The sequence below is a fragment of the Bacteroidota bacterium genome, from assembly GCA_016718825.1.
Taxonomy (GTDB): domain Bacteria; phylum Bacteroidota; class Bacteroidia; order J057; family JADKCL01; genus JADKCL01.
The window spans coordinates 1-23,679 of the sequence record JADKCL010000009.1 but is presented as its reverse complement, the minus strand read 5'-3'; the positions used below and the strand labels follow the sequence as shown (position 1 = coordinate 23,679).

Here is a 23,679-nt window from a genome sequence, read left to right as displayed (position 1 = left end):
GAAACAAGGATAGTGCCATCTGTGGCAGCCTGTCGCATTGGCCGAAAATCAATGCTGAAATGCGTCAGGGTTGTGACAAGTTGGCAGATTTGGCAGAAATGAATGCAGATTATCGGTCACATCCTGTCGGCTGAGCACCGCGCAAGCCAGCTAGCCACCTCGAACAGGAACCCAAAAAGAAGTAGCGAAATGTTGTATTGATGGAGCCGAAGATGCCGATATTGTCGCCACTGATGTTGGAATATTCCTGCTTGTCGATCAACATATTGGTTCCAAAACCAAATGGATTGTTGGCATACAAGTAGTACGTGAGCGCCGAATCCACACATGTGACCTCCAACCAAGACTTCTTGCTCAGCTGATCCAACACATGAGCGACTTTTATCGTGTCATGCACATAAACCGTGTCAGGCTGAAAGTCTGCAAATACCGAATGCAGGGCGTTGGTGACCGATCTTTTCGGAATGATGCGGCACATTTGGCCATTGGCCAAGTCAGCCTGACAACGTTTAGGTTCCAAGAAAATGGGGGTTGGTCCCCACATTGCGGTCCGCTCAGTGGATCCATCCCAAAATTTGACATAGACCCTGATTTCAAAGCCGATTCCGGTTCCGCGGCGAAATGTCACGCCCACTTCCTCCGAAAAGTCAATGGTGGGATAGGTGAATGTCTGATGCATTGCAGAATAGTAAGGGCCCTCCGGCGAAATCAAGATCGGAGCCGTCGGAATTTCAGTATGCGCCGAAATACGGAATTCTGGTTCGTCGGGCTTGGTAATGAGCAAGTCATAACGCTCCCCCGGTTTCAGGACATCCGCACCTGTGGTTTGGAACTGGTAAACTCCTGTGGTCAAGGGGAATAGCCCTGACATCGAATCGGGAATTTCGATCAAATTGGCTCGAAGCACCGTGGAATCGCTGTGCAACTCGACATTTAAGCCACGCGCACTCAAGTCATTGGTTGCAGCATACAGGCCTGGATCGCCTTCACTTTGAAAAACCTTGGTGATGGATACCAGCTGCTGTGAAGACTTGGGATTCAGCACGCCATACACTGCATAAAGCTCACGTTCAGGCGCATAGATATCTACCTCCGGATTGCAGGAGGCTCCCAAAACCAGCAAGAGCAAGCAAAGCCAATCGCCGAGTTTCATCGCTTTCTCCCTGAATTACAGCAATTCAACCCTTTTATGCAAGTGTTTCGCCAGAGATGGCAAAGGCGAAACAAGTTCCCAAGTGTATTCCCGACGCAAGCCGGAATCAGTCCCAGGTGCAGCCAACGGGCTGTGCCCTGTTGTTGAGGCCGAGCAAATACTCGCTGCAAGCCTGCATGATCGCATACCGACGGTCGGTGGTATAGGATCCGAATATACCAATGGCTTCCATGTTTCCAGAAAGATTGGTGTACTCAGGTTTGGTGGTGTTCAAATCCGTCACCGCGGGATCATTGACAATCAAGTAATTGCTCAGATATTGATCGACCGCTGTGACTTCAAACCAAAGACTTTTTGGCATCAGATAAAGCTGACTCTCCGGGGCACAGGAGTCTTGCGTGTCGTAGGTGTAATTGACGTTGGGCAATTCGGGCATCGACCTCGCAAAGTCTTGCAAAAGTTCCTTTTCACCGAATTTGTAGGAGCATTCTTGGGAACTGCATTTGGGACTCGAGCTGTTAAACATCGAAGAAGGACCCCAAAGGACGCTGTCACGAACGCCGTTTGCCTCAAAATTGAAGCCAACGCGTACTTCGTAGTTGATGGGTTCGGCCAAGGTTTTCCATATAAAGGAATATTCTCGGTCCAAAAACAGGCGCGGCAAACACTTTTGATTGCCTGAACCATAAATAATGTTCAAATCTCCCCGGATTCTTGGCAACGGCGGAACCACTGTTTTGCCAGTGATATAGTCGTCTGCATCAGGCGTACCAATTTCGAGGGTGTATTCGGTATCGTAGGCGAGCGTATCGTGCCCCGAAGTCCCGTCAGTGGTAAATTGATAGACGGTATGGGTTGGTAAAAAGATTCCGGATTCCTTGGGGAAGTTGGGAACTTCAATGGCTGTCCATGTCTTATTGCCTGCTTTGAGCTTGACAGTCAAATTTTTCATGGAGAAATCATTCGCTCCGGCATAGGAAATGGCATCCCCTTTCACCTGATACGCCTTTGCGACCCTGACGTATTGAAAGTCTGAGCGCGGGTTCAAAACGCAATAAACCGAGCGAATCTCCTTTTCAGGCGCATAGACCTCAAAATCGGTCGAGCAGCCCCAAACGGAGGCCAAAATCAAGGCAAGCAAGGCGAATTGAAACTTCTTCTGCATTCTTCGAACTTTGGTGGAGCAAAGGTAATGGAGATTTGAGAAGCTTGAAGAGATTATTTCCACCAAAATGCGACTTAGTCGGCTGGACAGGACATTCCCCGGCAATTTGCCGATAGCAACGTCGATTCCTTGATTTAACTGCTGCAAAGCCACGTCCTTCGTTGGAGTTGCCCACGGCTTGGATTGCATTCGGAGAGATTCCTTTGAAATCCCCCCTTTCCTAAAATTTGCGTTTATTTGTTGCCAATTCAAAAGCGAAAATCGCATGTCAACAGAAACAACGTCGTCCAAGGAAGAAAAAAAGCGGAAGAAGGTCACCACCGCACGTCTTACTGAAATGAAGGCCCGCGGGGAGAAAATTTCCATGCTCACGGCTTATGATTATTCATTTGCGCGCATTCTGGATGAGGCCGGCGTAGATGTCCTGTTGGTCGGCGACTCTGCAAGCAACGTGATTCACGGCCACGAAACTACCGTTCCGATCACGCTCAATCAGATGATTGACCACGCAGCAGCCGTTGTGCGCGGTGTTGAGCGCGCCCTTGTCGTCGTGGACATGCCTTTTGGCACATATCAAGGGAACAGCAAAGTGGCTCTGGAAAGCGCCATTCGCATCATGAAGGAATCCGGCGGACACAGTGTAAAGTTGGAAGGCGGAGAATTCATCATTGATTCGGTCAAACGTATCCTCTCTGCAGGAATTCCGGTGATGGGCCACCTCGGTCTTACGCCGCAGTCGATCTATAAATTCGGATCGTACGTGGTGCGCGCGCAGGAGGAAGAAGAGGCCGAACAATTGGTCAAAGACGCCCTCAAGCTGCAAGAAGTGGGCATTTTTGCCTTGATCCTCGAAAAAATCCCTGCCCATCTCGCCGAACGCGTTGCAAAACTCCTGACGATCCCGGTGATCGGCATCGGTGCAGGCCCCGGCGTCGATGGACAAGTGCTCGTCACCCATGACATGCTCGGCATCAACAATGAATTTTCTCCCCGATTCCTGCGCCGCTACGCAGAGCTCTACGGCATCATGAAGTCAGCCTTCGAAGCCTATACCGCCGATGTAAAGTCAGGCGCATTTCCGACGGAGGACGAATCCTATTGAATGGAGAAACCCGAAGGGTTCGCGCAAGCAATGCAGAATTGAGAATGAGAAATGAGAAATGAGAAATGAGAAATGAGAAATTTGTGTCGTGCTAATCTGCGAATGCTTTCAGCGCGACGCTCGTCAATTTCTCATTTCCCATTTCTAATTTTTATGGGTACCTTTGCGCCGCAATTTCAAAAAGATTGAAAGTCAATATGGTAAATTCGCTGGATTACAAAGTCAAAGATATTTCGCTGGCCGAATGGGGCCGCAAAGAGATTCGCCTTGCTGAGGCAGAAATGCCAGGTCTCATGGCCATCAGGCAAGAATATGGCCCTTCGCAGCCTTTGAAGGGCGCTCGCATCGCAGGATGCTTGCACATGACCATCCAAACCGCAGTGCTCATCGAAACTTTGACCGCCCTTGGCGCTGAAGTTCGCTGGTCTTCCTGCAACATCTTCTCGACCCAAGACCACGCCGCAGCTGCTGTTGCTGCTGCAGGTACCCCTGTTTTCGCTTGGAAAGGCGAAACCCTCGCCGAAGCCGATTGGTGCATCGAGCAAACCTTGTTCTTCGGTGAAGACCGCCGTCCGCTCAACATGATCCTTGACGACGGTGGTGACTTGACCAACATGGTGTTTGATCAATATCCACAGTTGGTCAATGGCATCCGTGGTCTCTCCGAAGAAACCACCACCGGTGTGCACCGCCTCTATGAGCGTCAGAAAAAAGGTACGCTCGTGATGCCTGCCATCAACGTCAATGACTCCGTCACCAAGTCCAAATTCGACAACAAATACGGCTGCCGCGAATCCCTCGTGGATGCCATCCGCCGTGCAACCGACGTGATGATGGCCGGTAAAGTCGCCGTTGTCGCAGGTTACGGTGACGTCGGCAAAGGTTCGGCTGACTCGCTCCGTGGCGCAGGCGCCCGCGTGATCGTCACCGAAATCGACCCGATCTGTGCGCTGCAAGCAGCCATGGAAGGCTTCGAAGTCAAGTCGATGGACAAGGCAGTGTTGGAAGCTGACATCATTGTGACGGCAACCGGCAACTTGAACGTGATCGATGCCCGTCACTTCCCGATGATGAAAGACAAAGCGATTGTCTGTAACATCGGTCACTTTGACAACGAGATCAACATGGCATGGTTGAATGAAAACTACGGCCACACCAAAGACACGGTGAAGCCACAGGTCGACATTTACACCATCAACGAAAAGGACATCATCATCTTGGCCGAAGGCCGTTTGGTGAACCTTGGTTGCGCTACCGGTCACCCAAGCTTCGTGATGAGCAACAGCTTCTGCAATCAGACGCTCGCTCAAATCGAACTCTGGAACAACCACGCCAACTACGAAAACAAGGTGTATGTGCTTCCAAAGCACCTCGACGAAAAAGTCGCACGTATGCACCTTGCCAAGATCAACGTGGAATTGGACGTCTTGAGCACCGAACAGGCTGCTTACATCGACGTGCCGGTCGCAGGTCCTTACAAGACCGACACCTACCGTTACTGAGCATTCAGCAACGGAACGATATTCAAAAGGGCTGGTCGCAAGATCGGCCCTTTTGCTTTTTCAGATGTAAGAATTCCAGGGGCATTGCAGAATATTCTTGTGTATGCCAAAAACATTGTTTTATTTGCATTCGGATTTTTGGATGTTAGACCAGCCTTTTTAGTATGTTTTTTGCGACTTGGACAATGTTCCAAGCAAATTTTTATTGGGGTTTTGCTCAGTGCAACTGCTACATGACAGATGTAAGGTTGCGCCAGGAGTTTTATTGAGTTGGATGTTTGGGTGTTTTGATCTGTTGTTTTGAGTGTTTGAACTTCCTTGGGAATGCAACGACCGTTGATTTTCAAGGATGGGATGCGGCATTGGCAGGTCGTGGTTGGCTTTTTGAGGGTAGAATGCGGATGTTTCGAAAAATTGGATGTCTGGTCATCATGGTCATCGGCTTTTTTGCCGTTGGAGGCAACTTGTTGGCTCAAAATTGGAATTGGGCGACTGCGCTTGGCAGTGCAAATTCGATGGCAGGCTTCGGAATTGACGTCGATGCCTCTGGCAACAGCTACGTAACAGGGTATTTTGAAGGAACCGCTGATTTTGGTAATGGGATTGTCCTCTCAGGCGCGGGACAACGGGATATTTTCGTGGTCAAATATGATCCCATGGGCGTTGCTGTCTGGGCAAAAGCTGGAGGAATGGATCAAACCGATTTTGGACAGGAGATCATCCTCGATGGTCTTGGCGGGGTTTATGTGACAGGCGCATTTACGGATTCCTTGCGCTTGTCTTCGGGAATGGGTTCGTTGATCGTTTATTCTGCAGGCGAACGCGATGTTTTTCTTGCGAAGCTCGATGTTAACACGGGCGATGCGATTTGGCTCACCTCCGGCGGCGGACCGAGTACCGATGAGGGTACCTCTGTGACACGGATCGGGAATAAAATGTATGTGTCGGGCATGTACAATGGTACCGCAAACTTCGGCGCAAACGTGATTTCAAGCTACGGCCTCAGTGATGCTTTTGTAGCTTGCTTCGACGAAGTCACAAATTTATGGACATGGGCGTTAGGTGGAGGTTCATCCGGAACGGATGAAGCATCGGCAATTTGCAACGTTGGCGGAAATGTATTTGTAACGGGATCCTATGATGGTGCCGTGTTCACATTTGGGGGAACGAACCTGGGAGGCGTTGGAAAGTTGGATGGATTTGTGACAAAGTTGGATGGAAACGGACTTGCGATTTGGTCTTCCTACATTGGTGGTGCCAATCAGGATGAAACACCGACTTCCATTGCGAGTGATGGAACCGATATCTATGTAACTGGCAATTCATCAGGTCAAAACAGGATCCAATTTAGGGCAACACCCGTCATTGCGGTTCAACCTCCTGGGCTTGGAGCGGATTTCTGGACCTCCAAATTTTCCTGTTCTACGGGACTTTGCCAATGGGCCGTTGCCCAAGGCGGCGCAGAAATCGATGTCTCCAACGCCATACTTGTTGCGAGTCCCAACAGCGTAACGGTTGCAGGGTCCTTTGAAAATGCCATCTCGCTTGCCGGAATGCCATTTATGGGGCCGGGACATGAAATTTTTGTTCAAAGTCTCAATTCCAGCACTGGAACACCCAATTCGGCCTTTACCGCAACGGGTCCTGGTGGATCGGTGATCCATGATATCGCATTGGGAACCAACTGCAGCATTTTGGGCACCGGCGGATTTGACCAAACTGTCAATTTTGATTCGGTTTCCATTGCGAGCAGCGGCGGCACCAATGGCTTTGTGGCACAATTGGAGCAATTCGCCAACGCAGCACCTGTCCACAATCTCGACAGCGCAATTGTCTGCTCCGGAGACAGCGTCACCATCCAAATTGTCGGATTAAACGCCTCGGCAATTTGGGAATCTTCTACCGACAATGGTCTGACTTGGCAAACGATCGTGGGTGCCAACGTGGATTCGATTCGGGTGAGTCCGATTGTGACAACACTTTACCGCAGCACTTTTTCCGGTCCATGTGCCAATGGCATGGACACCACGTGGGTTGCAGCAGGAGGCTTGAACCCGGCCAAAATCAATGGTTTGCCTGATAGTGCCTGCTTTGCAGGAACGGTCCTCCAATTTACCTATGCCCCGACGATGCCGATCGGAACATTGACCTTCAGCACGCCCGCATTTTCAGACCTTGGTGGCGGAAATGCCGTTTTTGACCCGGCCGTTGCGGGCCCGGGACTACACCATGTGCGGTATGATTATTCCGATTCCTTGCGATGCAGATTGGCAGCCACGGATTCGATCCTGGTCTACACATTGCCATCGGTGACCTTTTCCGGTTTAAATCCAAGCTATTGTGTTGGCGATACAAGCGCAATTTTGCTTTCAGGCAGTGTCGCACCGTTTGGAACCTTTGTCGGCAGCAACGGCAGCTTGATCGATCAAGCCAACGGCTCTGCCCTGTTTTACCCTGCACTCTGCACGCTTTTTGACACCACTTGGGTGGTCTATGCGATCGTCGACAACAACGGTTGCAGTGCCCTTGACAGTCAATGGACCTATTATTCCACGGTCGTCGCCGATGCAGGACCCGATCAACAAATCTGCCAAGGGGATTCGGTCGTATTGGGTTCGCCCGCAGTGGTCGGCGTAGATTATCTTTGGTCTGCATCGGGTACGGGTTGGTCATCGATTGCGGCGCAACCTTCCCTCCTTCCCAACAACAGTATGACCTGTACCGTTGTCGTGCGAAATGGTTTCGGATGCACCGACGGTGACACAGTCAATGTCTCCGTCATTCCGTTTCCAACTGCGGATGCGGGTTTTGACCAGACGATTTGCTTTGGCGATAGCGTACACCTTGGCGGAACGATTCCGCCGGGATATCTTACCGATTGGCAGTCCAATAGCGGTTTTCAAAGCAATCTGCCCAACCCGGTCACTTTCCCTTTGCAGACTGCAACGTTCCACCTTTCATTGGCCGATACCCTTGCAGGATGCGTGGATTCCGATTCGGTCTTGATCACGGTCGTTTTACCCGCCCTTCCTGCAAATGCCGGGCAAGATCAATCCTTGACCGCATTGGGGCCAATAAATCTCAGCGGATCAGACCCTCAGCCAGGCCAAGGCCTTTGGATTTGCGCGCCCAACGGACTTTCCATCTCCAATCCACAATCACCGATTACCACCCTTCATGTCTCGCAATCTGGAAGTTGGACCATGGTTTGGCAGGTCACCAATGCCCCCTGCCCTGCCACAAAGGACAGCGTGAACATCACCGTCACGCTCACGGAGCTCAACCTTCCCACCGGATTTTCGCCCAACGACGACCAAGTCAATGACGTGTTGGTCTTTGAAGGGCTCTCCGCATATCCCAACAACAAACTCCATATCTTCAACCGTTGGGGCATCGAATTGCTCACATTTGCGCCCTATCAAAGTGACTGGAACGGCTCAAATGCAAATGGGCAACCCTTGGTCGAGGATACATATTATTATTTGCTCGAATTGGAAACCGGCAATTCCGTCAATCGCTACCTGGTGCTCAAACGTTGATTCCGCAAATTTTGAAAGCTGTTGAAAGTATAGGATGCTGATTTCCAGCACTTCAACTGCGAATGTTTGCGGGCATCATCCGCAGCGACTTACTTTGTGCATGTCCCGTTTATTCCCATGCTACCGGCAATCTTCTGCACTTTCGCGACGATCGAAACTCAAAAGCCTTTTTGGCTTCGTTTTCATTTGTTTGTCGTTGCAATTGCAGGCCCAAACCAAGCAAAATTGTTTCCCGATTTGGCAGGGATTTTCGCAGCATTGGGGTTACAACCACCGCATTCATCGCCTCGGTGACTGGGTCGCGGCGACCGGCAATGCCGATGAATGCAAGGTTGCCCTCGGCCATGCAGCAGCTTCTGGAAGCGGTGCCGATGTCGCCGAATTCACCCAATACTATGCTTGGATTCAATCGGATCTCCTTCATTTTCAGGAAGGTATCACGACCTTAAGTCTGAGCGGAAAAGAAGGCGAATTCATTGCCGTCGTGGAAGAGGACGAAGCCAATTTTGAAACGAATGCGGATGCTGATGCCAATTTTGAGGTGCTGCTCGACGGATTTGACCTGCGCACGGGCGAAGGCGCAAAAGCAGACAAAATTCAGTCGTTGGACATGGAAATCGACAGCGTTTGGCGCGACAATTCGCGGGGAAAATCCGATTCCGTTTGAAGGCGGCCATTCGATTTTCCTGTTCCTCTGCCGAATGCGAAGCTTTGAACCAGGTGGTGGATTATCAGCTGCGCCTGCATTGGATTGCGATTCAAGGCCAAGGCTTTCAGCGGATTCGCAGCAGCTTTGGCAGCGGCCGGGATTGGGAGAAAAACGATACCGCAACACCACCACCGATGGCGAAGGTTGCGATGCTGGGCGATGCGCGCTACCCGACCGCAAGCGCGGGCATCACGGGCCTGCACATGCAACTCGACCGCGAGGCCCACATGCTCGCTTGGGAAAGCCGCATTCAACCCTTCGAATACAAAAACGGATTGCTCACCCTCGGCCTGCGGATGGATTTTGTACAAAACCGTCCGACGATGTACGAAGCTTACAAAACCAGATTCGAAGGAAAAATCCGTCCACCGGCGCGCAAAACTGTGAAACGAAAGGCGGGCAACATGGTCTGGGAAATGGATGTGGCCATGCTGCAATTCGAAGACGCCAAGGTCAGCTATCATCTCCGCAAAGGCTCTGTCGAATGGCATACGCGGCATGGCAAACAGATGAGTGCGGATGGTATCCAAGCGGAATCGAACGTGATCAGTGATAAGTGATAAGTGGAGAGTTGAGAATTGAGAATTGAGAATTGAGAGCAACTTGATCTTTGAAGCTAGGAACCTATTTCGCGAGCGGGTCAATTTTCTCCTCAGCGGACTTTGCGGCTCTTTGCGACTTTGCGGTTTTCCTCCTCTGCGGACTTGGCGACCTTTGCGTTTAAATACCAGCGCAGGAACAACAACCTTGCAGATGTCTCCGTTCCAGCATTTGTTCGCGAGGCTCACAAATGCTTTCAGTCGACATGACTAATCCTACTCCCCTAGCTTTTCCAGCAAATCCTTCGCCAAGGAGGCATATTTCCCCGATCCGCTGGACAAATCCTTTAACAAACCTTGCGCCTCCGAATCTGCTCCCTTTTCCAGCAAAGCCAAGGCAAGGTACCATTTGCTTTGAGTCGTGAAGGGATGTTGACTAGCGGCTAGCATACGCAAATCACGAATGGCACCGTCCACATCCCCGGCACTCAATCGGCTGATCCCCAGATAAAACTGCGCCGTGACCGGATTGCTGTCATTCATCACAATCTCCTCGAATGTCGCGATCGCTTTGGGCCAATCCTGTGCATTGTACGCCGCGAATGCCGTTGCGTAGGTTGCAGCAATCGCCGCACTGTCACTGCGGAAATTCGCGGGGGCGTCGTAGGCCTCAAAGTATTGGTCGAAGGCCTGCGGGCCGCTCAAGCTGCGGTCGCGGAGCAAAAACACGCCGCCAACGACCGCGATCAAGGCAATGCTCGCCGCCACCACCCAACGCTGCCAATTCAACTGCCGAATTTTCCCTTTGGGTTCATTCCCCGCCTTGCTCCGCCGGTCCTCGGCATCCGCCTCCGCCAAGGCGGCTGCAAATGCCATCGTCTCCGCGTCTCCCAAGGTGGCATCCAATTCGCGGTGCAAGGCCAACAAGGCTGCAAATTCGGGATCATCGGCGGCTTGTTTTTCGACCAAAGCGACCTCCTCAGGAGTGGATTCTCCTGTCAGGTAGCGCTCGATGCGCTCGTATGTGGTTTGATCAAACATTTTCGTCTAACAATCTTTTGTAGGCGACATCGCCTTGAATCAGGCGCGTGAGTTGCTCCTTGCATTTGAATTTCTTCTGCCTTGCAAAGAGCTCCGTGCTCAGACCCAGCTTTTCCACGATTTCCGTGATCTTTTTTCCTGCCGCCGACATGCTCAGGAGGTCTTGGCAGCCTTGGCCGAGCTCCTTGAATTTCCGCCGGTAGAGCTGCATCCTCGCTTCGTGAAGCCATTCCGCCTGCTCGGTTTTATCGGTTTCATCCATTGATTCCACTTCCATGGCGATTGTTACCCCTTGCCGCGCTGCCGAACGTAACTTTTTCAGCCAGAGGTTTCTGGACACGGCAAACAGGAAGGTAAACAACGAGGAACTGAGTTTAAAATCAGGCTGCTTTGCCTTGCCGTACAGCACCATCACGGCATCTTGAAACAAGTCGCGGGCATCGTCTTCGGTACCGCTGTTGGTACGCACCATCTGCGCAATGCGAGGATAATGCTGCTTGTACAACAGCCCAAGCGCCTTGCTTTCGCCACTGCGAATTCCGCTCAAGATTTCCTGATCCAATTGCTCCACGCTACGCAAAAATGTTGCTTCGCCCCTGATTTCAGCCACGAAGTTAAGAAAAATCTTTGCCGACGGTGGTAACAACCAAGGATTGACGGTATCAAGCAGAAATTGCCTGCTCGCGTACACCGTTTGGAACAAATGCGGGAAAGGAATATCTTGGAGCATTATTCAGTAAGATCAAAAAAATTAGTTTTATGGCAGGTCCTACCTACAAAATCCGCATCATCAAGACGGGAATCGGAGATCCCTTTTTGTTGGGAGAATTTGAATTCCTCACGGGAAGTGGCTTTACCGACCCCGCGTCGGAGCCTGTTCAAGACCTTTCAATCAAGGTCGAATTCTCTACCGACAGCGACAATTATCCCAACTATGGCACGGTTGTCTTGCAACAACCGATCAAAGGCTGGCAACTGTCCAATTCGGACAACAATGCTCCTCGCTATTTTTTCGGGTTACCGTTTGATCCAGGTTCCAATTACGATTCGCAGCAAACGATTTACCTCCGTCTCACCTTCACCTGTTCCAATGGCAGTATTATTCTGGGCAATGGAAGTGACAATTCGCAGACGATAACGCTTTATTACAGTGGAGACTACGCCGACCTGCCAACGGTGCCTGTGTATTACTTTTGGCAAAATACTTAATCGATTCGTCTAAAGCTGCGCAGTTTCTCACACCTCGCTCATATTGGTTTGGCGATCCTTTTGGGGATGGTTGGAAGCTTGTATGCCCAATTCCCGACCGCTACAAATAGCTTGGAATATGCGGAGAACACGTTGATTTCCGGAGATTTCGACGAGGCTCTCTCCCTATTTTTGAAGATTCTTCAAAGCGATACGGCATCAGAAGTCAGCAAAAGCAGGGCGAGTTTGGGTGCTGGAATGTGTCGCTACGAAATGGGAGACGACCTCGCTGCGAATAAGTTCTGGAGTCGGGCAGGCCACCATGCCAAGAAAGCAGGGGAAGCAGGAAAATCGTATTTGGCACAAGCCTATTCGCTGCGGGGATCACTTTACGAAAGTTGGGACGAATTGGAAATCGCTCTGGCTTTTTGCAGGCGTTCTTTGGAGATCAACCAAACGATTCCCGACCTTCCTCGAGGCGACCTCGCCTACGCCTACAACAACATCGGCGCCATCTATTTTGACAAAGCCGATTGGGACAAGGCCATCGAATACTATACGCAAAGCCATCGCGCCTATCTAGCCGACAGCATGGAGGTCGAGGCGGCATTGCCACTGACCAACCTCGGGCTCGCTTGGCTGCGCAAGGATGAATTTGCAAAGGCCATCGAATGCTTTCGCAAGGCGCAACGGGGCGTTTTGCAGGAAGGTGACCCCAATCTTATCAGCAGCCTTTACAACAATTGGGGGCTCGCCTTCGTGCAAACGGGAAAAAACATCTCTGCCCGGGCCGTGTTGCAGAAGGTATTGCAGCTTCCGGATGCGCCGATACAACAAGTCGCCATTGCAGAGGCCAATATGGGCTTTGCCGACTTGCGCGACCAACTCCCGGAACTCGCCGAAAAATGGTTGCTCAAAGCCCTCAGCCGCACAGAAGGCGGACTCAGTCCTGCCAAACGTGCAAAAGTTCTGTTGCATTTGTGCCAAGCAAAATTGGCCTTGGGGGCTACGGAAGACGCCCTGCTTTCCGCCGAAGAAGGCATTCGCTTGCTTTTGGGCCTCGATTCGGAAGAAAAATTGACCCGCGAATCGATGCGTGGGACTAGCCGCGATGCGCGGACTTTGTTTCAATTGTTGGCTGCACGTGCGGCGGCATATTCTGCGAAGGGAAACTATCAGGCGGCGGCCGACAACTACGAATCCGCATTCGAAGTCAGCGATCAAATACGCCAAAACCTGCTCGCCCAGGGTTCCAAATTGTTCTTTTCCGCATACGTGATGCCCGTTTTGGAAGCTGCACTGGAAAATGAATGGGCCCTGCAATCCATCTCGTTCAGCACCTCCCTAGCCGAAGCAGAAAGGCAAATAGCCCGCATTTTCGGCTTTTTTGAACGCAACAAGTCGCTGATTTTGCAGGAGGAACAGCAAGCTGCTGATGCCATGCGCCGTGCAGGGATTCCGCCCGAAGCTTTTGAAGCTGAACGCCAATTGCAATCCGATGTTGATTTTTATTCTTTGAAGGTATTCGAAGCCCAAAAAGCAAACGACAAGGCCGCGATCGAAGCCAATGAAAAGCAGCGCTTCGAAAAAAATACCCGTCTCGACGAATTGCGTCGTGCCCTCGACCGCCAATTTCCCTCCTTACAATCCGCCAAAACCGATGTTTTTAAGCCCAAACTCACAGACTTAATCACCTACGCCCAGCGTGAACAGACTCTTGGTCATTGAATATTTCTGGGGCCGAAAATCCGTTTACGCCTTGGTCGTCAACGGGGAAGGCGCCATTTTTCGACGGTTGTGCAGCAGCGAATCCGTGTCCCGATCGGCATCCACCTTGGCATCCACGCTCGCGAATTGGGACTGGATTTTGACCGATCCCGCCGGTGCAGAGGCGGTATTCAAAGAAACAGGTTCCCTCCTCTCCGATTCCTTGCTCAAGCCGATCTTCGGTTTAAATCCACCGAAAAGGCTTTTGTGTATTCCCGACGGCGTTTTGGGATTGTTGCCCTTGGAGGCCTTGCCCATTCCCGGAAAACCACAAAATGGCGGTATGGGGGCCTTTCCGTATTTGATTCGGCAGACCGAAGTGCGGTATGCTTGGTCCGCGGCGATGTTGCTTGCACCAAAACCGAGTTTGCCCTCCCCGCAACACAAAGCCGTCCTCGCGATGGCGCCCATGGCAGGCGAAGCATTCGCTGGAAAAGCCAACGACATGCGCCAACTTCCCGAATCGCAACGGGAATTGACCGCCTTGGCCAACCATTGTGCCGGGCAATATTTGCTGGGGAATTCGGCGACGAAGGAGGTTTTCCTGCGCGAAGCGCCATCTTACAGCATTTTGCATTTGGCTTTGCACGGAAAGCTTTCGGGGATGGAATCTGCGTTTTCGAGTCTGAGTTTTGGCAGCGATTCGGGCGCGGTTCCGCTGTATGCCTGGGAAATCGAGCGGCTGCAATTGCCGGCAGACATGGTCGTCTTGAGCGCTTGCGAGACGGGCACGGGTGCGGTTGCGCGTGGCGAAGGGGTTTTGAGCCTCGGGCGCAGCTTCATCAGCCAAGGCGCCAACAGCGTGGTCACGACCCTCTGGAAAGTCGAGGACAAAGCCGCAGCCCAGCTCATGGACAACTTTTACGCCGCGCTTGCAAAGGGCCAAGGCCGGGGCGCAGCCCTGCGACAAGCCAAACTCGATTACCTCGCCCAAGCCGACGACTTCACCGCCCACCCCGCATTCTGGGCCGGATTTGTCTTGATGGGCGATGCAGGTGTGATGGAGTTTGAGGAAGCAGGCAATGGAAAATGGGACTGGATTTGGTGGGCGATCGGGCCGATTTTTGCGGTTGGGGTTTGGATTTGGTTTCGGAGGCGGCTGAGTTCGGGTTTGAGTTCGAGGAAGCAGTACGGGAGGGAAATATGAAACGCCACTACTGGACAGCGATTTGCACGGAAGAACGGCTCAAGGCCATGGCTGACCTCACGCGTATCATTGACCAATACGCCACGATCCTGAATTTTCAACGTTTTTCGGATGTTTCGCTGAGCCTTGTGCTCGAATTGGAAGCCAACAAGGTTTCTGAATTGCAACTTGCACTGCGTGAAGTGTTGTTGCTGGAAGGCGAGGACGTCGCCCCGACGAATACGACCAAGGATTGTTTGGTTTTGATGAATGTCACGTTTGCACGCGGGAAAGGAAATTTGGAGGTGGAAATGCCGCTGGGGTAAGCGGAACTTGATTTCGTGGAAAAAGTTCGAGCGGGAAGTTTGGTCTCTAATAATGTTTGATTTCGGAGATTGGCGAGATGGAATTTTTGATTCACGTAGAAAGAATATAATTCAATTTTAAGTACGAATCAAAAAGCCGTACCGCCTGAGATTGTGGTGAGGAGCAAATCACGCTTAACTTGTTAACTTCTCCAGTGTAAATAAAGCGTTCAAAACAAATTGTTCGAAACCCAATCGATTAGACATGCTGCAAAGACAACCATTAAAATGATTGCACATCCAGATGGGGGCCGTTTGCTAGTGGCTTGCTTGCGACTATCGGAGCCTATCGTAAATTCGTTTTTTGGTTGCCAAGTTCTGCTTTTAGGTGTGTTGAATGTAACACTTACAAACTCGGACACAATCTGATAACCGATCGTTTTTGTACTCCCTCCTGTGGCTTCATTACCATCTGGGAACCGAATAGTTCCAAAAAATCTTAGGTCCTCACCTTCGTACTTTGTAATCGATTTCACGATTCTATCCTCCAGAAGTAAACTATCAACAAAGTCATAAATCTTACCCTTATGTGGATGTATTCCCAAATTAGCACCTCGATCCTCGGACAAATACCGATAAACTGAAAATACAAAAAATGCCATTTTATCACGGAGGCCAAGGTTTTCGAAAATTAGTTTGTAAAGTGCTTTCTTTCCAACATACTTTGGATAATCAATCCCCATTACCTTGGCATAGACCAAAAGGTCTGGGTTTGGCTCGCTGTCATTGGAAAGGGAGCGATCAATCAAAGTCGAAAGATCATGCTTTGTCGCCCCATTTGGTATTTGGATTCCAAGATCCTTTGCGTAGCTCAATTGCTTCTCCGTAGGTGCCTCCGGTTCCAATTCCTCAACCTCAAAAGGTTCAACAAACCCTTTTGAAAGCAAAATTTCTCGCAGTTCCTCCACCGAGTCAGCACTTTCAGTTACCGTCCGCATTCGTTTCGTCTCCGAAAACAAGGCCCTTCCTTTGAATATTTTTTTCTCCATTGAGGTATTTTCGAATTAGGCAATATAGTAATTTGGATAGAGATTTTCAAAGGAAAATTACCCCTGACTCCTGTAGTCGAAGGTCGAGAGATTAACAAGGAGTTTCCGGAAAGTATGTAGAAGAAACCAGTCAAAACTTGTCCAAAAATGTCTGGCAAAAGTGGAGGACAACCTTTATCACTTCGATACAAAAAACCTATTGTGACAATACGAATGAAAACCATACAACAAATCCTATCAAATCCCCCATTCTAGGTACGGTAAAAACCCAAAACTATTTCCGAACGAAATGGATGAATCTAAAAAAACAAGTAAATTGCCGACAACGGCAGATTAAAGGCCGGTAATCGGCTTAAGTCTGTTAATCCTCCCACCCTGTTAAGAAACCTACCAGTATGAGATTCGCGATTGTGAATGGAATTAGAAGAGAGGCTGAACCTAAATTGAAAGGGATTTGCCCCTCGCCAATTTGCCGGTCTGAAATGGTTGCGAAATGTGGTCGAATGAAAATTTGGCATTGGGCACATAAGGGCAACCCACCATGCGATCCTTGGTCAGAGTCTGAAACCGAATGGCATCGTATGTGGAAGGACCACTTTCCACGAGACTGGCAAGAACAAATTCACAAAGACCCTGAGACAGGTGAAATTCATATTGCCGACGTTAAAACGGAATATGATCTTGTTCTTGAATTTCAGAATTCGCCAATTGATGCTTTAGAAAGAAAATCACGCGAAATTTTCTACAAGAAAATGATTTGGGTGGTTAACGGCTCAAGAGGATTTTCAGATTCATCAATATTTGAGCTAGGCCTTACTTTGCCCCCAATATGTGAAGCCCCACTGACCTATATGGTCAGATGGTTCGGAAGAGGCAAACTACTTCACAATTGGTCTGAGGCAACTTGTCCTGTTTACATAGATTTCGGTAATGGTATCCTTTGGAAACTTTTAACCTTTGACTCCTCGAAAAAAGTAGCAACCGTAGAAGCAGTGCAAAAATTAACTTTCATAAATCATTTTCTAACGGGTGATAAGAGGAATGTTGATGTTGATGATCGAGTTGATCACGAATTCTAATGAACGATTCTCGTGCTGCTCCTCCGAAGGAGAATTGTTTTCAGATCACTAATTCTACTTTGTGACATTAGGTTCTCAGCCTTCGCCGTCGGTCGATATCCTTTTGTCTTTGTTTGTGCCTTTGCTCCATCTGCTCGTACCGACGTTCGAATAATCCATGATTATCATCGAGCAATGCTTGCATCAGCAGCCTGAGGTCGCGCATGCTCAGCAGTGGGTGTTCGCGCTGGAAAAAGATGCGCTCCTTGAGCAAGAAGAGCATGCCCATCATGACCAAGGCCATGTGGTGGTACCATGCCTGCCACTTGCGGACCTGGTAATCGGCCAACCCCATCTCGCTTTTGGCGTCTTGGAAACACCGCTCGATCCAATAGCGCTGGGCTTGCATGAAGACCATTCGCTGGAGTGTGAGCGTGCCCTCCGGAGCATTTGTGAGGGCATATTTGATGGCGTCCTCGCCCGGCGTATTGCGCAATATGAGTGTCCATTGGAATGGCTCCACGGCGTCTGGAGGCCATATCCAAGCGGTCGTGGCATGCGCCCACGCCCTGAGCGGCCCCTTGGCGGTGTCACGCACGAACACCTCGATCCATTGCTCCTGGGCGAGCGAAGCCGCATACGCGTCAACCCGCATGGCCCCTGCCTGGCGGGACTCAGGGCGCGCAAGCCAAATGAGCTGGTCGGAGTGCACGTCGAACAGGAAGGTCTCCCCGATCTCTGCAATTGCCATGCAAAGCTCCGAATTGTCCCCGTAGAGGCCGTCCCCGCCGATGCACCCGAACTCTACGCCCGCTGCCTTGGCCTCGCAAATCATCTCCAGCGCCAACTGCGGCTTGGTCATGCACATCCGGTGCCACCCGGGGATTCCTGCCTGGATGCACCGCTTCTCGTCGTCTGCCCAAACCTTGGGCAGATAAAGCCGCGTGTCGATCAGGCAGGCTTCGCCGAGGGCATTGACAAGCGATGCAAAGACAGCGACCTGACAGTTGTCCACCTTGCCCGCAGTACCCGAATATTGGCGGGAAACACCCACCGATGCGTCACCCTTCTTCAGGAAGCCCGTCTCATCGATCAGCAGCATCGTGTCTTCCCAGCCATCTCTGTTCAGGATTTGCGATGCCTGCTGGCCGATCAGCTTGAACACCGCAAAGGAATCCCATGGCGAGTCGGTGACGAATTGCTGGGTCGCCTGATAATTTGGGTTGGGTAATTCCTCGGCCATCCTCTCCATGTTTCGCTTGCCGCGTTCGGCCTTGATCAGGCCCTCGATATAATCGGCGGCCAAGTCGGACGTGTCATGCGTACGAGTACAAAGGCTCTCGCGGAACGGTTCCAGGTGCCCATCCAAACCGGCCTTGAGGGCCGAAAGTGTTTTCTCCCTGTACTCATAGTCGTTTTTGACATTTTTAACCCCTTGACTGAGAGTGTTTTAAAAATTTTACAACACTCTCGCTTCGGGGTACTATCCTGAGGAACAAGTTCGTGAAATTGGCTACCATTCGCAAGCAAATCAGGCGTTCACTTATGCACATAGATACTCACAATCTGCTCACTCTCAGATACTTTAGTGCACACAAATTGGTCATTATGGAACTTAACAAAGTAGAACTAAGAGAGTATCCAACAAAGTGTGTCAAATTTGATATAGCGCAGTCGGATTTGAATCCGGAATGGATGGAAATTTCCTCCACCGATGTTTTCATTGCCCGTCGCGTCGCCTACTTCCTAGCCAGAGAAACCGATTCCCCGATTCTGTTGCCCGATGGTAAGAGGCAGACGCTCGAATCCCTCGCCGAGGAGCTTGGGCCAGACTTCGACCTGCAAGCCGCCTTACAAAGTGCAGACAAAAGCGTCTGGCGCAAAGCCACCTTGGAAAAGCCGTACCCGAATCTCGATGCCGTTGCCCGTTGAGTAAGTCTCCAGAATTCTCTTATTCCCCCGCTGACACCAAATTTGTCCAATCCCGTCCCAGTTGGTAATTTCGGCCTGCAATCAAGATGTTGGGAGCTATGATTTGCCGCACTTGATTGCTTTGCGAGCGTTGACTCGTTTTCTTTCGTCACCCAATTGATTTGTCCTTTATATGATCCAGCTCAAAAACACCCTCAAAACCCTTGGAATCGTCGCCTTGTTGGCTCTGACCTTCGTATCGTGCGCCCGCAAGGCTAACGACAATCAATCCGTGCAAACCAAGGCAACGGAAACGCCGCAGACTTTGCCTTTGGGCGCCTTTTCGATGAGTTTGAATGTCAAGGATTTGGCGGCTTCGAAGTTGTTTTATGAAAATCTGGGTTTCACGTCATTCGGAGGCGGAATGGAACAGAACTACCTGATCATGAAAAACGGGAATGCCCTGATCGGTTTGTTTCAGGGAATGTTTGAGGGGAATATCCTGACCTTCAACCCCGGATGGGACGAAAACGCAAAAAACACGGCTTCCTTCACTGATGTTCGCGACATTCAAAAGCACCTCAAAGACAAAGGCCAAAAATTAGACCTTGAGGCCGATCCGACGACCAAAGGTCCGGGCAGCGTGATGCTCACAGACCCCGATGGGAATGTGATTTTGATTGATCAGCACAGGTAGGTCTTACCATCAGGGTAACCGAACATAGAGTGCAGAGCAGCCATATTGGCCATTGGTGCCACTACGCGTCAAGGAGAGTGAAATTGAGTCTGCGTCTTCTGAGATCCTGCCAGACCCGAGGATATAATTGTAGATGCAACCATCGGCAGAAAATAAGGTCAAATTGCCGGTTGGCGAAATTCTCAGATGGAAATAACTACTGTTCCCGCTTCCCAAGGCTGGGGATATTCTTATGTATCCGTAGTTAACATCACCCACCATCGTTGCTGTGCCACTTCCTAACCCTCCACAATCAAAACAGGTATTTTGGGAGGACCATCGGCCATCGGCAGTTTGGATACCGTGGTAAACGGAAATTTTGCGTTTGATCTGCGAGGAGTTGCCTGCCTCATCGGTCACCGTGTAGATTCTTTCATAGGTGCCGACGACTGCCTCGTTGAAATCACCAGAAACCACAACTTCGTCTCTGAGGTCAAGGTCCTTGCTGTCAAATGCCACCACCCCCGGGTCATTGAAAGACGTGCCGCGGGGAATCATCACGGAATCCAATCCATACAGCCGCAAGACGGGCGCCTCGGTATCAGTCGTGCAAGACGCCAAGCCGAGTAGGACAAGGCAAGACCAACAATAAAAGCGGAGAAAGGGAAGTTTTGATGTCATTGACTTGCGTTTAGATTCATCGCGCATTCAAATATAGAATAAAAAAAACACAGACTCGGATTCCGGATCGTGTTGCGGATCGAAAATCAAATGAATAACTTGCTCCCAAATCCAGCTGCCGTGTTGAAACGATCCTTTTTGTTGACGCTCTTATTTTGGTTCACGCTTGGTTGTGGATCAGCGGCTTACGGCCAGTTCCACTATTTCGGGACCGACTTTCAAATCATTGGTGGACGCAATGGCACCACGCAGTTCGCAACCGGGATCGGTTGGCTGCATCAGTTTAGCACACACCATGGATTTGGAGCGGATTTGGTGCTTCCGCGCTTGCTATTCGCCAATCCAGGCAAGTATGTTGATTTCTCGGAGAATAACCCTGCTTATGACTGCGGCTTGATTTGGACGCGCAAAACCTTGCCTGCAGTTGCGGCACGGTACCGATTGTTTATCGGCAACGAATTTTTCATTGGGACGAATCTTCAGTTTGGAATGATCCACGAACGCTTTTTTGCGGATCGTATGGGAAACTATTCGGGTGGGATGGCACCCATCGAACCCGTTTTTATGGACTTCAACCTTTTCTCACCTTACTTCCGGTTGAGTTTTGAAACTGGATTTGTCTTTGACATTGGCGGGAAGCTCTACGGAACTGTCAATGCTCGCATCGGAGCACAGAAAACGATGGCGAGGGTGCCCGCATTTGGTTCTTTTAGCCTCGACTATGACGAACGGGAAGAATTCCGCCCCATTACCGGCACGAATGTCATGGGCGGAGTCGTCTTGGGATTGGGGATCAAACTGTAAGGAACACCAACTTTGATCGCTTGTCTGATTCCCTACTCCACCCGCACATAATCCGCTGTGAAGTAAGTCGAGGTACCATAAAGGGAAGAAGTAACCCGAATAAAAACGTGGATCGAATCGCCGTTGTTAAAGATCCTTCCTGTGCCAGTGCCAGCATAGGCGTAGTAGGAACAGGGAAGATTAATCGCAACGGAAGTCAATTGCGGGGCCGTTGAACCATTGTAATGCATTCGAATGTAGTTGTTGGTCTGCGCAAAATAGCCGACTGCTGGCGAGATCTTCAGGATCTTGTTGGCCTCGTCAAGGATCGTGATCTGCGAAGATCCATAACCCGAACATGCACCAAACGCGTTGTCGGACCTGAAGGTTCCGACGAGGGATTGCATGCTGATGTCCAGTATCACAGTTCGGTTCGCTTGCGCCGAATTTCCGGCGGCATCGGTCACGGTGTAAATACGTTGGTAGGTACCGGCACGGCTCATGTTCACATTTCCTGAGATGACAACCTCATCCACAAGATCCAAATCCTCCTTGTCAAATGCGATGTAACCCGGTTCCTCAATCGGCATGCCGACGAGGCCCATGATCGTATCGCTACCCTTGAGTCGGATCACCGGGGACTCAGTATCGGGTTTGCACGACGCCAAGCAGAGCAGCAGGCACAGTAACAATCCGATCGTCGGAAATGAATATTGTAGGATTTTTGGCATGATCCAAAGGACGCATTTGGGACGTCTAAGTACAAAGCTAGCTAAATTTTTGTCTGCTTGAAAATCCTACTCACGGGTTGCGCATTGAATCTCAAATCGGTAACTTGACACAAAATCCTTCAATCCTTTGAAACGACCCATCTTTCTGTCATTGGTTCTTTGGCTCGCATTTGGTTGTTCGGCAACGCTTTTTGGTCAATTTCAATACTTCGGGCTAGACGGTCAGATTATGGGGGGATCCGATGCCGGCCCGCAAGTAGCAACAGCTCTGGGATGGGTCAAACAAGTGAGTGCGCACCATGGCTTTGGCGTGGATTTGGTGTTTTCCAAACTATTGGTGGCCAATCCGGGTGGGAATGTTCAGTTTCCGCAGTATGATCGGAGCTACGATGCCAATCTGATTTGGACGCGCAGACCACTGCCATCTATTGCAGGTAGATACCGCCTCTTTATTGGGAATTCGTTTTTTATTGGCTCCAATTTGCAGTTTGGATGGATCAGAGAGCGCTTTTTTGCCGACCGCCTGCCAAATTACGAACGGTATGGTTACCCGATAGATCCGGTCTACATGGACTATTCCTTGTTGACGCCCTACTTTCGCCTAAGTTTTGAGACTGGATTTATCTGGAACATGGGTGAATCCTCTTTGGGACCTTCCAAGGTCGAATCGGCGTTCAGGTTGCCAAATCCAGAATTCCTCAGTTTGGATCCTTTCACATCGACTACGATGATTTGGAGACATTTGAGCCTTATCAGGGAACCGATGTCATGGGTGGTATTGTTTTGGGAATGGGTGTAAAATTGTAACCACAAAAAATTAACGGAATGAAATCCAGAATATTGACCGTGCTCGCCTTGATGATCTGCCTGCTTCCATTCGTCGGAAAGGCGCAGTTTGTCTATGAAGTTGAAAGCACGCCAGACTCCGCGAAGGTGTATGTGAATGGCGTTTTGCGCGGTACAACCCCTTGCAAGGTCAAATTTGAATGGGCAGAGGCTCCCGATAGCGGTTTTGTCTTCCGTGTGAAAAAGGAAAATTACGGCGATCAGGTTTTTGCTGTCAAAGAAAAACCGAGGGTGATCAAGTCATTCAAAAAGGTCACATTGACCAAGGTGTTTCCGCATTTTGACCTGGATCCCGAAAGCCCGCTGATCGAATTTGACAAGCTCTTGGCCGAATTTCCTTCGGGCAAGGAAGTGGGTGTCGTCAAGCGTGGCGGCATTTCCAAACCTTTGACCTGGGATGGATTTTCTCGTTTGGGCTCCGATCCCATCGATGTCAAAACCTACGATGTGTTGGGCACAAGTGGCTTTAACACGCCCATGAAGGAGTCACATCAGTTGTTTTCCAATGAAAACCATACCAAGAAGGTTCCCCGGTTCTTGCTGGGCGCCAAGGTGACCAAGCTTTGGATCGACATGTCGCAGTCCACATCCTATTATTCGCAGGAAGTCTTGTCGGATGTAAAAATCACACTGGAATGGCAGGTATTTGACCGCAGTACCAATCAAGTGGTTCTGAAAGGCACAAGCAACGGCGTTGAAAAGAAAAAATACAATGCCTCCGAAGACGAAGGTGTGCTCGTGGATGCCTACGGCGATGCCTTGTACAGTTTCATTGCCCAAGGAAAGCTCTTCGAATTGATCAAAAACG

General features: G+C 50.3%; 24 protein-coding genes. 15 read left to right on the top strand and 9 right to left on the bottom strand.

The features are described 5' to 3' along the window. Window positions 1-109 precede the first annotated feature (109 nt). Window positions 110-1,153, bottom strand: a complete 1,044-nt coding sequence (locus IPN95_12205) for a DUF4249 family protein (protein ID MBK9450145.1) — start codon at window positions 1,151-1,153, stop codon at window positions 110-112. A 106-nt stretch (window positions 1,154-1,259) separates the two neighbouring features. Next, window positions 1,260-2,318 (bottom strand): DUF4249 family protein, encoded by a 1,059-nt coding sequence (locus tag IPN95_12200; protein MBK9450144.1) that lies wholly within the window; start codon window positions 2,316-2,318, stop codon window positions 1,260-1,262. Window positions 2,319-2,583: 265 nt separating this feature from the next. Between IPN95_12200 and panB the strand changes: the two genes are divergently transcribed. Continuing rightward, window positions 2,584-3,420: a 3-methyl-2-oxobutanoate hydroxymethyltransferase gene (gene panB / locus IPN95_12195; protein MBK9450143.1), complete on the top strand. Its 837-nt coding sequence runs from the start codon at window positions 2,584-2,586 to the stop codon at window positions 3,418-3,420. A 197-nt stretch (window positions 3,421-3,617) separates the two neighbouring features. Continuing rightward, window positions 3,618-4,922 (top strand): adenosylhomocysteinase, encoded by a 1,305-nt coding sequence (locus IPN95_12190; GenBank protein MBK9450142.1) that lies wholly within the window; start codon window positions 3,618-3,620, stop codon window positions 4,920-4,922. Here the strand turns inward: IPN95_12190 and IPN95_12185 are convergent. Further along, complete coding sequence (locus IPN95_12185; protein MBK9450141.1) at window positions 4,916-5,269, bottom strand: hypothetical protein; 354 nt, start codon at window positions 5,267-5,269, stop codon at window positions 4,916-4,918. The genes IPN95_12190 and IPN95_12185 overlap by 7 nt on opposite strands. 54 nt (window positions 5,270-5,323) lie before the next feature. Between IPN95_12185 and IPN95_12180 the strand changes: the two genes are divergently transcribed. The 3 genes from IPN95_12180 to IPN95_12170 all read left to right on the top strand — a co-directional run bounded on the left by IPN95_12180 (window position 5,324) and on the right by IPN95_12170 (window position 9,730). Next, entirely contained in the window at window positions 5,324-8,461 is a 3,138-nt protein-coding gene (locus IPN95_12180) for a gliding motility-associated C-terminal domain-containing protein (GenBank protein ID MBK9450140.1), read from the top strand. Between the two features lie 190 nt (window positions 8,462-8,651). Next, window positions 8,652-9,128, top strand: coding sequence for a hypothetical protein (locus IPN95_12175; GenBank protein MBK9450139.1), 477 nt, complete (start codon window positions 8,652-8,654; stop codon window positions 9,126-9,128). Next, entirely contained in the window at window positions 9,089-9,730 is a 642-nt protein-coding gene (locus IPN95_12170) for a hypothetical protein (GenBank protein ID MBK9450138.1), read from the top strand. Before IPN95_12175 ends, IPN95_12170 begins: the two co-directional genes overlap by 40 nt. 255 nt (window positions 9,731-9,985) lie before the next feature. On the opposite strand, the gene IPN95_12165 is transcribed toward IPN95_12170, so the two are convergent. After that, entirely contained in the window at window positions 9,986-10,750 is a 765-nt protein-coding gene (locus IPN95_12165) for a hypothetical protein (protein ID MBK9450137.1), read from the bottom strand. Continuing rightward, on the bottom strand, window positions 10,743-11,480 hold the full coding sequence (locus IPN95_12160; protein MBK9450136.1) for a sigma-70 family RNA polymerase sigma factor: 738 nt from the start codon (window positions 11,478-11,480) through the stop codon (window positions 10,743-10,745). The genes IPN95_12165 and IPN95_12160 overlap by 8 nt, the downstream gene beginning before the upstream one ends. A 29-nt stretch (window positions 11,481-11,509) precedes the next feature. Here IPN95_12160 and IPN95_12155 point away from each other — a divergent pair, with 29 nt between their 5' ends. From IPN95_12155 to IPN95_12140, 4 genes are all read left to right on the top strand, one after another. Continuing rightward, window positions 11,510-11,959 carry a hypothetical protein gene (locus IPN95_12155; GenBank protein ID MBK9450135.1) on the top strand — a complete coding sequence of 150 codons (450 nt, stop codon included), beginning with the start codon at window positions 11,510-11,512 and terminating at the stop codon, window positions 11,957-11,959. A 66-nt stretch (window positions 11,960-12,025) separates the two neighbouring features. Further along, the gene (locus IPN95_12150; protein MBK9450134.1) at window positions 12,026-13,666 is read left to right on the top strand and encodes a tetratricopeptide repeat protein; all 1,641 of its coding nucleotides are present in this window, start codon (window positions 12,026-12,028) and stop codon (window positions 13,664-13,666) included. After that, window positions 13,644-14,852: a CHAT domain-containing protein gene (locus IPN95_12145; GenBank protein MBK9450133.1), complete on the top strand. Its 1,209-nt coding sequence runs from the start codon at window positions 13,644-13,646 to the stop codon at window positions 14,850-14,852. The genes IPN95_12150 and IPN95_12145 overlap by 23 nt, the downstream gene beginning before the upstream one ends. After that, window positions 14,849-15,157: a hypothetical protein gene (locus IPN95_12140; GenBank protein ID MBK9450132.1), complete on the top strand. Its 309-nt coding sequence runs from the start codon at window positions 14,849-14,851 to the stop codon at window positions 15,155-15,157. Before IPN95_12145 ends, IPN95_12140 begins: the two co-directional genes overlap by 4 nt. 209 nt (window positions 15,158-15,366) lie before the next feature. Here IPN95_12140 and IPN95_12135 read toward each other — a convergent pair whose 3' ends face one another. Then, complete coding sequence (locus IPN95_12135) at window positions 15,367-16,185, bottom strand: hypothetical protein (GenBank protein MBK9450131.1); 819 nt, start codon at window positions 16,183-16,185, stop codon at window positions 15,367-15,369. Window positions 16,186-16,580: 395 nt separating this feature from the next. Here IPN95_12135 and IPN95_12130 point away from each other — a divergent pair, with 395 nt between their 5' ends. Beyond that, a complete protein-coding gene (locus IPN95_12130; protein ID MBK9450130.1) occupies window positions 16,581-17,264 on the top strand; it encodes a hypothetical protein in 684 nt (227 codons plus the stop codon). Window positions 17,265-17,331: 67 nt separating this feature from the next. Here the strand turns inward: IPN95_12130 and IPN95_12125 are convergent, their stop codons facing one another. Beyond that, window positions 17,332-18,549, bottom strand: a complete 1,218-nt coding sequence (locus tag IPN95_12125) for an IS701 family transposase (GenBank protein MBK9450129.1) — start codon at window positions 18,547-18,549, stop codon at window positions 17,332-17,334. Window positions 18,550-18,938: 389 nt separating this feature from the next. Here IPN95_12125 and IPN95_12120 point away from each other — a divergent pair, with 389 nt between their 5' ends. Together IPN95_12120 and IPN95_12115 are read left to right on the top strand one after the other, a co-directional pair. Then, the gene (locus IPN95_12120; GenBank protein MBK9450128.1) at window positions 18,939-19,175 is read left to right on the top strand and encodes a hypothetical protein; all 237 of its coding nucleotides are present in this window, start codon (window positions 18,939-18,941) and stop codon (window positions 19,173-19,175) included. Between the two features lie 304 nt (window positions 19,176-19,479). After that, window positions 19,480-19,851 (top strand): VOC family protein, encoded by a 372-nt coding sequence (locus IPN95_12115; GenBank protein ID MBK9450127.1) that lies wholly within the window; start codon window positions 19,480-19,482, stop codon window positions 19,849-19,851. A gap of 9 nt (window positions 19,852-19,860) precedes the next feature. On the opposite strand, the gene IPN95_12110 is transcribed toward IPN95_12115, so the two are convergent. Continuing rightward, window positions 19,861-20,511 carry a DUF5011 domain-containing protein gene (locus tag IPN95_12110; protein ID MBK9450126.1) on the bottom strand — a complete coding sequence of 217 codons (651 nt, stop codon included), beginning with the start codon at window positions 20,509-20,511 and terminating at the stop codon, window positions 19,861-19,863. A gap of 90 nt (window positions 20,512-20,601) precedes the next feature. Here IPN95_12110 and IPN95_12105 point away from each other — a divergent pair, with 90 nt between their 5' ends. Further along, window positions 20,602-21,315 carry a hypothetical protein gene (locus IPN95_12105; GenBank protein ID MBK9450125.1) on the top strand — a complete coding sequence of 238 codons (714 nt, stop codon included), beginning with the start codon at window positions 20,602-20,604 and terminating at the stop codon, window positions 21,313-21,315. Window positions 21,316-21,347: 32 nt separating this feature from the next. Here IPN95_12105 and IPN95_12100 read toward each other — a convergent pair whose 3' ends face one another. Further along, a complete protein-coding gene (locus IPN95_12100) occupies window positions 21,348-22,025 on the bottom strand; it encodes a DUF5011 domain-containing protein (GenBank protein MBK9450124.1) in 678 nt (225 codons plus the stop codon). Window positions 22,026-22,152: 127 nt separating this feature from the next. Here IPN95_12100 and IPN95_12095 point away from each other — a divergent pair, with 127 nt between their 5' ends. Together IPN95_12095 and IPN95_12090 are read left to right on the top strand one after the other, a co-directional pair. Continuing rightward, window positions 22,153-22,824 (top strand): hypothetical protein, encoded by a 672-nt coding sequence (locus tag IPN95_12095; GenBank protein ID MBK9450123.1) that lies wholly within the window; start codon window positions 22,153-22,155, stop codon window positions 22,822-22,824. A gap of 26 nt (window positions 22,825-22,850) precedes the next feature. Then, on the top strand, window positions 22,851-23,679 hold an 829-nt coding region (locus IPN95_12090), incomplete at its 3' end, for a PEGA domain-containing protein (protein MBK9450122.1).